Source organism: Peribacillus muralis, from assembly GCF_001439925.1.
Taxonomy (GTDB): domain Bacteria; phylum Bacillota; class Bacilli; order Bacillales; family DSM-1321; genus Peribacillus; species Peribacillus muralis.
In genome coordinates this window covers 1-8,521 of record NZ_LMBV01000050.1, presented here as the reverse complement: position 1 = coordinate 8,521, position 8,521 = coordinate 1, and the positions used below count along the sequence as shown (strand labels likewise).

At 37.1% G+C, this 8,521-nt stretch carries 6 protein-coding genes and 3 pseudogenes; 3 read left to right on the top strand and 6 right to left on the bottom strand.

The features are described from left to right. Nucleotides 1-246: 246 nt before the first annotated feature. The 4 genes and pseudogenes from ASU00_RS26515 to ASU00_RS23785 form a co-directional block, all read right to left on the bottom strand. Nucleotides 247-1,169: pseudogene (locus ASU00_RS26515) on the bottom strand (IS4 family transposase); the annotation flags it as partial. Nucleotide 1,170: 1 nt separating this feature from the next. Beyond that, nucleotides 1,171-1,668, bottom strand: a pseudogene (locus ASU00_RS26510) (transposase); the annotation flags it as partial. 524 nt (nucleotides 1,669-2,192) lie between these two features. Then, nucleotides 2,193-2,273: pseudogene (locus ASU00_RS27045) on the bottom strand (hypothetical protein); the annotation flags it as partial. Between the two features lie 69 nt (nucleotides 2,274-2,342). After that, nucleotides 2,343-2,903 (bottom strand): peptidoglycan-binding domain-containing protein, encoded by a 561-nt coding sequence (locus ASU00_RS23785; protein WP_057915916.1) that lies wholly within the window; start codon nucleotides 2,901-2,903, stop codon nucleotides 2,343-2,345. A gap of 334 nt (nucleotides 2,904-3,237) precedes the next feature. On the opposite strand from ASU00_RS23785, the gene ASU00_RS27040 reads away from it, so the two are divergent. Beyond that, nucleotides 3,238-3,504 carry a DUF4158 domain-containing protein gene (locus tag ASU00_RS27040; protein ID WP_057915915.1) on the top strand — a complete coding sequence of 89 codons (267 nt, stop codon included), beginning with the start codon at nucleotides 3,238-3,240 and terminating at the stop codon, nucleotides 3,502-3,504. A 15-nt stretch (nucleotides 3,505-3,519) separates the two neighbouring features. On the opposite strand, the gene ASU00_RS23775 is transcribed toward ASU00_RS27040, so the two are convergent. Together ASU00_RS23775 and ASU00_RS23770 are read right to left on the bottom strand one after the other, a co-directional pair. After that, nucleotides 3,520-4,944, bottom strand: a complete 1,425-nt coding sequence (locus ASU00_RS23775) for a sugar porter family MFS transporter (protein WP_057915914.1) — start codon at nucleotides 4,942-4,944, stop codon at nucleotides 3,520-3,522. Nucleotides 4,945-5,429: 485 nt separating this feature from the next. Then, nucleotides 5,430-6,275, bottom strand: coding sequence for a phytanoyl-CoA dioxygenase family protein (locus tag ASU00_RS23770; RefSeq protein ID WP_057915913.1), 846 nt, complete (start codon nucleotides 6,273-6,275; stop codon nucleotides 5,430-5,432). A gap of 541 nt (nucleotides 6,276-6,816) precedes the next feature. Here ASU00_RS23770 and ASU00_RS23765 point away from each other — a divergent pair. Continuing rightward, nucleotides 6,817-7,737, top strand: coding sequence for an ArsR/SmtB family transcription factor (locus tag ASU00_RS23765; RefSeq protein ID WP_057915912.1), 921 nt, complete (start codon nucleotides 6,817-6,819; stop codon nucleotides 7,735-7,737). A gap of 591 nt (nucleotides 7,738-8,328) precedes the next feature. Then, nucleotides 8,329-8,521 (top strand): IS110 family transposase (locus tag ASU00_RS23760; protein WP_236712830.1); only part of this gene is annotated, 193 nt, incomplete at both ends.

The window sequence follows — 8,521 nt, the reverse complement described above, 5'->3', positions numbered from 1 at the left end:
GACGGTTTTCCACCATTTTCATTCTCTGTGGTGCAGCGCTGGTCGTGCGCTGCATGGTTGGCTAACGGGTGCGTTAGCTGAAGATCGGAGCTGTCTTTAAGGCAGCTCTTTTCTTATGGGGGTCCTACCGCATGCCCATCAAGCTAACAACATAAATTACAAGATACGAGTTGATCATTGTTTTAAACAAACGAGTAATGAAAAAATTGACATGATAAAAAAGCCTATTAAAATGCTATTTTTTTGCTAGGCAGCTTGTCTATCCTTCACCGTTTTTCCATATACAACTCCAAGAATATCCAAGACAGTCATCTTCTTATAACGATGACATTTACGACCATTCTTTTTGAGCAGCTGATAAAGGCGATGCAGAATTTTCAAAAGTTCTTCTTTGCCAACTGGCATCGCTTGAAACAGTAACGGGAAGTAATCTTTAATCATATAAATTGCTTTGTATTCACTCAATTCCTTCTTTTTATTTTCAAGAAGTAACTGTCGCATTTGAAACATGGTAGAAGAACAGAGGAGAATGCCAATGAGTTGGCCATATAAATGGCACTCAAGGCGTTCTTTTTTGATTGTTTTGCATTCATCGATTTCAAAGAATGACTTCCATGTTTTAAACAAAATTTCGATTTGCCAACGCAGGGAATAGAGGGAATGAACATAGTCAGTGGGAACTTCTTCTGGTGATGTATTCGTTATGTAGACATTCATACCCATCAAGTGCTTACTTTTCTCCTTCATGACAATGCCTTTCTTCTTTTCTCGAATCGCTTGGTTTTTTAGGCGTGTTTGCGTTTGATCATCGGTTAAACGATGGATAATGACACGTGCTGGAAGCTTCTGATTTTGACCAATGTGTGCTTCAGTGATTTCCAGTGTTTCACCAGAGGTTAAACTGGACATCATTTGTGTCATATCAAGCTGGATGTATTCGGTTTGTTTTTTTAACGTGCCATTGTTGAAAAATTCTGGATCAGGGTTCTTGATATAAATACGTGTATTTAACTTCAACCGAGAAATATAATATGCCTCTTTATCATGAATGGCTTGTAAGTCTCCTAAATCAAAGTAACCAAGATCACGTAAACATAAATCGCCTTTCTCTACAGTTTCAAGGCAGATTGTACCGTATGTTTTATCATTGTTTTTCCCTGTTCCTAACTNAAATTGGCCACTTAATAAATCGTATTCCAATTGGATTTTCACCCCTGCAGTATTACTACTCCCTCCAGAGCCTTGATAATTTGTGACGAAGGAATCAGGTAGATGAAATACAGTCGCATCTAAAATCCGAATACGTTCGAAAGCAGAAATCATGTGTGAAGAAAGCGAATGATTTAAACAGAGATTTTGTGTTAGGAGTGAAGTAAAGACTTCTCGGAGGAATGCGACAGCTGCTGGATTAAAGCGCTGATTCAGCCCTTCTGGGCTTATTAGTACACCCATGGAAGCCTCCAAACGACTACATAATTGCGTAAGTTATGTACTAGCAACTTCTTGGCTGAACCAAACGCACAGGGCGATAAGTCCATTTGCTTGATACTTACTAGATCGTTGTACAAAGCCCACCTGTTTGGCAGTTTCTTGTAGGACTATTGGGGATAGAAAAAGTTGTAATTCTTTTGCGAAAAGTGTCAGTTCACTGGAGACGATAGGATTCATAAAAAAACACCATCCTTTCTCGTAAACTTCTTACGATAAGCATAGCGTTTTTTCATTTTTGAAGGGCAACCAAAAGATGGAAGCTAAGAAGTTATAGTATTTTTTAACCATTTTAATAATCAGTTTATTCTAATATTATTAAATGGATAAAATTGGAGGATGAAATTCAAAATACTAACAGAGGTAGTGACTTACAGGTTGAACTGGTTTCCCCAATCTATTTAAAGACTTCTTCTGGAAGTAAGTTGTTGACTAATTATAGTAACCTATGGTCCCGTCTCTGCAATGCCAGTACTGGCAAGTGCACAGGCTATCATAGCTTAGCTGGTGGAAAGACATTATTCACAAATATGAGAATTGGTAAATTTTATGTAGATGTGAAAGATGGATACTCTTCTGGAAGAGTATCTGGAAAACTAGAAATCTTTTTCAAATAACATGTAATACTAGCTACCCACTCTTAATGGGTAGCTTTTTATCATGAAGAAGCTTTTAAAATGTGCATTTTTGTATAATTTATTAATAGACACTTTACCCTCACGAATAGGGTGGGCTACTCGTAATACGTCATCATAATTTTCCTTAATAATTTTTGTATTGATTCGTTCCACGAAGAATACTTCCTATATTAAAATCCCACTTAAAGTGAGAACATTCTTTGCATGTATATTCCTTTATTGTTCCACTACACGGCCATCTTTATAAATGTGGAACCACCCAATCGTTCCTGTGCCGCCTTCGTCCATCCAATCTTTATTAGCTGCTTTATAGTTGTAATATGATTTTCCTATGCCATCTTTCAGCAATCTGCCATCCCCGCTGAATACGATGTTGTTACCCAGCTTCTTCTTCCCTATCACGATCGCGTCTTTCTCCGTGAACTGTCTTCTTTCCACCTTATTTTTATCTAAAGCAGCCCATGTCTTCGGTCCGACGATACCATCTGAAGCTAAGTTATGATCCACTTGGAACTCCCTTAACACATTTTGTGTTTGGGTGCCGAAAATCCCATCAACACCTACATGATATTTAACATCTTTAAGGCTTTGCTGTAAGTCTCTTACATAACTCGAACGTGAGCCTTTCTTGAGGGTCGGGCGTGTTTCCGCCTTCGTTTCGATTTTCTGGATTTGACTTCCCTTTGATGCCGCTTCGGTAATTGAAGTCCCCGTTCCTAAAGGGGCCAACATCAAGGCAACTGTTGGAATCATGACCAATAATTTTTTCTTCAACACATATAACCTCCATTCATATGATCACTCCTGCAGGTTTCTGACATTTTCCTTGGAGCCCATTCATTATAACGCAAGGAGTTATGTATTTTATTACTTTAATTATAAAAAATTGTAAATAATATCCACAGGAAGTATATCTCCGAAAAAGAATCCCATTATTGACAATGCAGCGTCCTCATACAGGCTTTATATTTATATATATGTGGTAGCACCACATGCCCATCAAGCCAAGAAAATAGGTCACCCCCAAAACGATATATTGAGCTTATAAGTTATACAAGAAAGTACAAAATTTCGTTCTGGGGGCACTACAAAACTTTAACTTGATGGCAATGTGGTAGGACCCCAATTAGCAATACTCCGTTATCCAGGGTGGAGCTTAACAGATATAAAGGAAGTCCCCGACTTTTTGCTTAACTATCCCAAACAGCTTAATATTGAGCCAAGCGTATTTCCCTTGTATGCCCTAAGGGAAAACACGCTATGGGATCATCTGAAAGAAATACGCGAGGAAAATGGATTTACCACGTTTACAACGAACGATTATCGACGATTGTTAAAGCACTTATTTAAACTAGCGCTGGAATCTTATGCTGAATAGTTAAAGTAACGATAATTATTGTTTAAAATTAAACATTTGTTCAATTTCTTCCAGCGTTTTGTTACGGGTTTCTGGAATGAACTTATACGTGAAAAAGAACATTACTATTGAACCTACTGCAAAGAACCAAAACGTTATATCCCCACCGAATTCCCTTAATAAAACCGGAAAACTATGAGAAATGAGATAGTCACCAATCCATAATGATATAGTAGAAAGAGCCATCGCTTGCCCACGGATTCGTGTTGGAAATATTTCAGATAATAGAACCCACATACCAGGACCTACTGTGGTCATAAATACTGCTAAATAGAAAAGCATGTAAACGAGCAACCAAACACCATTATTGATATCTAGATTGAAGGTTAGACCGATCATAAACAAAGCAAGTGCCATACCGAGGGAACCTATTAAAAAGAGTTTTCTTCTCCCTGCTTTATCCATAAGCCATAAGCCCAGAAGTGTAAAGAGTACAACTACTATCCCCATGAACACTGTGTTTAAAAAAGCTGATCCTAAACTTGCCCCACTTTGCTTAAATATTTCTGGTGCATAATACATAATGGCGTTAATTCCTGCCCATTGAGTCAAAAACGCAATGACCACACCAATGAATAGGGGTTTTTTGTTCGTACCCTTAAACATATTACCGATCGTTCCACCACTTCCAGATGCTAATGAAGCTTCTATTTCCTTAAGTTCTCGTTGTGCCACATTCATATCAAGATTTACCTTATTAAGAACCACTAACGCTTCTGCTTTTCGTCCTTTTGATGCGAGCCATCTTGGTGTGTCCGTTACAAACAACATTAAAATGACATAGGCTATAGCTGGAATAGCCCCGATAGCAAACATCCAACGCCACCCTACAGCAACATTCCACTCATAACTTCCACTCTGTGCTACATAATAATTGATTAAAAATACCGATGACTGTCCTATGCTTATCGCTAATTGAGACATGGAACCTAAACGCCCACGTAGATGAGCTGGAGCTATTTCAGCAATGTATAATGGTGATAAAAAGACAGACATCCCTACTCCAATCCCACCAATAATACGTGCAATAACCAGTACAGACACACTATTTGGTATAGCAGTACCAATTGTACCTATACCGAATAGGATTCCAGAGAGAATGAGAGTCTTTTTGCGTCCAAAACGATCACTTAGTAATCCTCCCAGAGCTGTACCAATTACAGCACCGACTAGGATACTTGAAACTACCCAGCCCGACATACTGGGACTTAAATTATAACGGTCATCTAAAAACCCGATTGCTCCTGAAATGACAGCTGTGTCATATCCAAACATTAGGCCTCCAATCGCTACGATAATAGAGACAAATGTAACAAAAGCTACATTTAGATTTTTTTTCTCTCCGGGAAAATCATCTTTCTGAGTTGGAATATTAGAACTTTTTTTTAGAGAATTTTGCAATTATATCTCTCCCTTGTTCCTGACATAATTCTTATTACGAAATATACAGCTATTCGTGTTGTACCACTACATTACGAGCTTTCTAGCTGTGAGTCATTACTACATTATAAATAGCTGTAGTTTCTTAAAATAACTCATAATAATAAATGGTCTATGAAAATCGACTATAATGCTCAAATTTTCTGTGAAATTGACAAAGGGTTTCGGAATGATCTTATTCCGAAACCCTTTTGCGATTTCATCCGAATTTTAATAACATTTAACTAAAGTAGTCCCTATCTACTCATATATTTATGTTCTTTTTGGACCTTGCCAAATCCAATTGGCTTTCTTATTCAGATTCATTGCAGCGAAGTAAGCATCGCCTGCATCGACAATTTAATAAGTCCCCTTTTAAGCAACAATCCTTATAAAAATTGTCCAGTTTAGTGTTGAGATACCAGAATCAACTTCAAAATAGTTAAGGCTTGCTGTCATTCTATCCTTTAAGCGTCCCCCATCATAAGACCTTCAATTGTGTGCCCTTGAACAATCACTTCAAGTTCATCTACAATTCGGCACATCAAATGACTCTTCAAATCCTCTGGCAACGTATTATAAAATTTCTTAGTGATTTGAAGGTCATGTCGTTCATGGTTGTTTGCCCCAGGTGCATCCACCCCTAATACTAAAACAGGTCTAGATTTGTTTGAATGGTTTTTTGTTCCGCGGTGAATCGTTAGTGCTGAACGTACGGAGATATCACCCATTTTGGGCATTTTCTGTTCAGCTTTACTTTCGTATCGCGAATACAACTCTTTTTTAGGGAACATCTCATGTTCAAACTCAGTGCCATCGTCCCACTGAGTACCAGGAGCGATCTCAAAAGGCCCCATATCTTCTTCCACATCCACTGTTGTCAAATTAAAAGCAAGAGAGTTTATCCTTCTACCTTTGACTGTATCTTCTGGTGCAGGGAAATCCCGATGCCAAGGTTGATTCACAGCACCTGGGTTCGGTACATCAAAACCAATCTCCACAAATTTGTATTCGGGACCGAGTACAGCTTCACAGACTGCTTTCACCCAAGGATGCGTAACTAGCTCTACGAAGCCGCGGATATTTTCTGGATGGATTTCTACATAGTGACGTTTTGTGCCTCGTCCTACTGCTCCTCCCGGTCTTTGGAGAGCATCTTTGTAAAGCACGTCAATGTCCTTACCTAGCTCCTCAACCCATTTACGGTCAAAGGCTCCTTTCAAGCCAGAAATGCCAGGGCCATAAAGTGCTCCTTGAATGTTAGCGGTTTCATATTGCACTGTCGAAAACTCTGAATTTTTAGTTATTTTCATAAAGAATTCCTCCAAGAATTATATTTTTACAATTGAACTTGCAACAATATCAAAAGGGTACAGAATTTACCGTGACGACCAAACTTTCAATTCTATTTCAAAGAATATTCTGAATTAACAAACTAAAAAAACCCACCCCCATAAAAAGACCTCTCATAAACCATAAAAGCGTTTACATTAATGGTTAAAAAAACTTCTTGTAACTATCATCCAGTTTTTATTACAGTTTTTTTGTTTAGAACAAACTTACTGTAATTAAATGATAATATCTTCCTTTTAAAAGGTCAATACTTTTTACAATAAGATGTAATGTTTTCACTGAAGTTATTCTAATATAATTACTTCGCACTCTTTTTATTTCACTACTTCCCCCAAAGGGTATTATTCTTGCATGTTGAATAAGCTTCCTTCGCGTATATTAGTATATGGGAGCAAGTTAGAAAAGAGGTTATTGCTTTATTACGCTTCATGTAAGTAAACAGTGTTGTTTAAAAAATAAAAAAGGTATAATATTTAAAAAATATGATTGGAGGTCAAAAAAGTGCTAGAGTTAACAATCGATGAGTCAGATAGACTTATTACAGTAGCACATGCTTTGGCATCAGAGATCCGAATTTCTATTTTAAAATTACTAAATTATCAAAAGATGAATATTATTGAGATTGCAGAAAAGCTAGATCTCCCTGTATCAACAATCGCTTCTAATATAAAAGTTTTAGAAGTTTCGGGTCTCATTAATACTGAATTACAGCCAGCTACTAGAGGGAAGATGAAAGTTTGCTCAAGAAATTTTGATGATATTTATATGCTACTTAATTTAAATATTAGACATAATGATCCAAAAAATTGTTATGAATTAGAAATGCCAATCGGTCATTATGTTGACTGTGAAATAACACCGACTTGCGGAATCATCAACCAAAATGGTGTAGTGCAACCTGAGGATGATACATCATTATTTTACCATCCTGAACGCATTTCAGCCCAATTGATTTGGTTACGTCAGGGGTTTCTTGAATATCGCTTTCCTGTGTCAATTTCGGGAAATGCAAAAATAGAGTCAGTTCAGTTCTCGATGGAGCTCTGTTCTGAGGCTCCGCACTATGATCATAATTGGCCTTCTGATATTACAGTGTGGATTAATGGAAAAGAGATATGCACGTGGACTTGCCCGGGCGACTTTGGTGATCGAAGAGGAAAATTAAATCCAACTTGGTTGCGTGATAATCATACTCAGTACGGATTGTTAAAAAATTGGAAAATAGACAATACAGGTAGCTATTTAGATGCCGTAAAAGTTTCTTCAGTTACCTTGAGTGATATTGAAATTCATAAACAAAAGTTTCTCATATTAAAAGTTGGAGTTAAATCGAATGCAGTGAATGTTGGAGGGATTAACTTATTTGGAAAAGGATTTGGAGATCACAATCAAGATATTTTGATGAGAATTATATATTCCTAATAAAGGAGACTTTTATGATGTATGGATACCTATTCCATAAAATTTCAGATCAGAAATAATTGTTTTCATATCAAAAAAGAGATATCGAAAATAGTATCCTGATAAAATGAAATTATTACTAGGAAATGGATTAATGTAGAAGATGGAATGTCAATATCAGGAATTGAATAAGAGTCAAGTATAGGACGGAAAAGGTATTAGATTCCTTCTTAAATACGAATTTTAAGGATTTTAAAGGCATTGGAAAGGAAAGGTGAAGACTATTATCTTTTGTATTTTGCGAGCCGAATTTCCTTAGAGTAGGAAAACTCGGCTTTTTGCATGTCGAATTTTGCTTAGCGTATGTTTTCCGCGTTTTGCTACCGGGACCCCTTATGGCACTAACGGGGCAGGTTAGCATTCCTGTAGTTCGTTATTTTTCAGCTTTGAAAAAAATAGGGATCCTCAGTAAGATGTGAGTAAGACACCACTCTAACTCAAAACCTTAGGAGGAACCCTAATATGAAGTTTAAAATGCAAGATAAACAAAATCAACTAATAGAGAGAATTTCTGAAAAACACCTTGTCGTTGGAGTGGATATTGCCCAACANAGTCGGAGATCCACTTACATTTGAAAATAGTGAAGATGGGTTTGCTAGTTTATTAAAATGGATAGATAAGCTTCAAAGATTAAATAAACTTGAGGTAGCCATCGTGGGAATGGAACCTACAGGCCATTACTGGATTAATCTTTCGAAATGGCTATTTAAACAAGGAATTGAGGTAGTAACGGTAAACCCTCAC

Bases quoted from the DNA above. Each gene is read 5' to 3' on its own strand.
- ASU00_RS23770 (WP_057915913.1), bottom strand. From the start codon at position 6,275: ATGAAAATAACTAAAAATTCAGAGTTTTCGACAGTGCAATATGAAACC.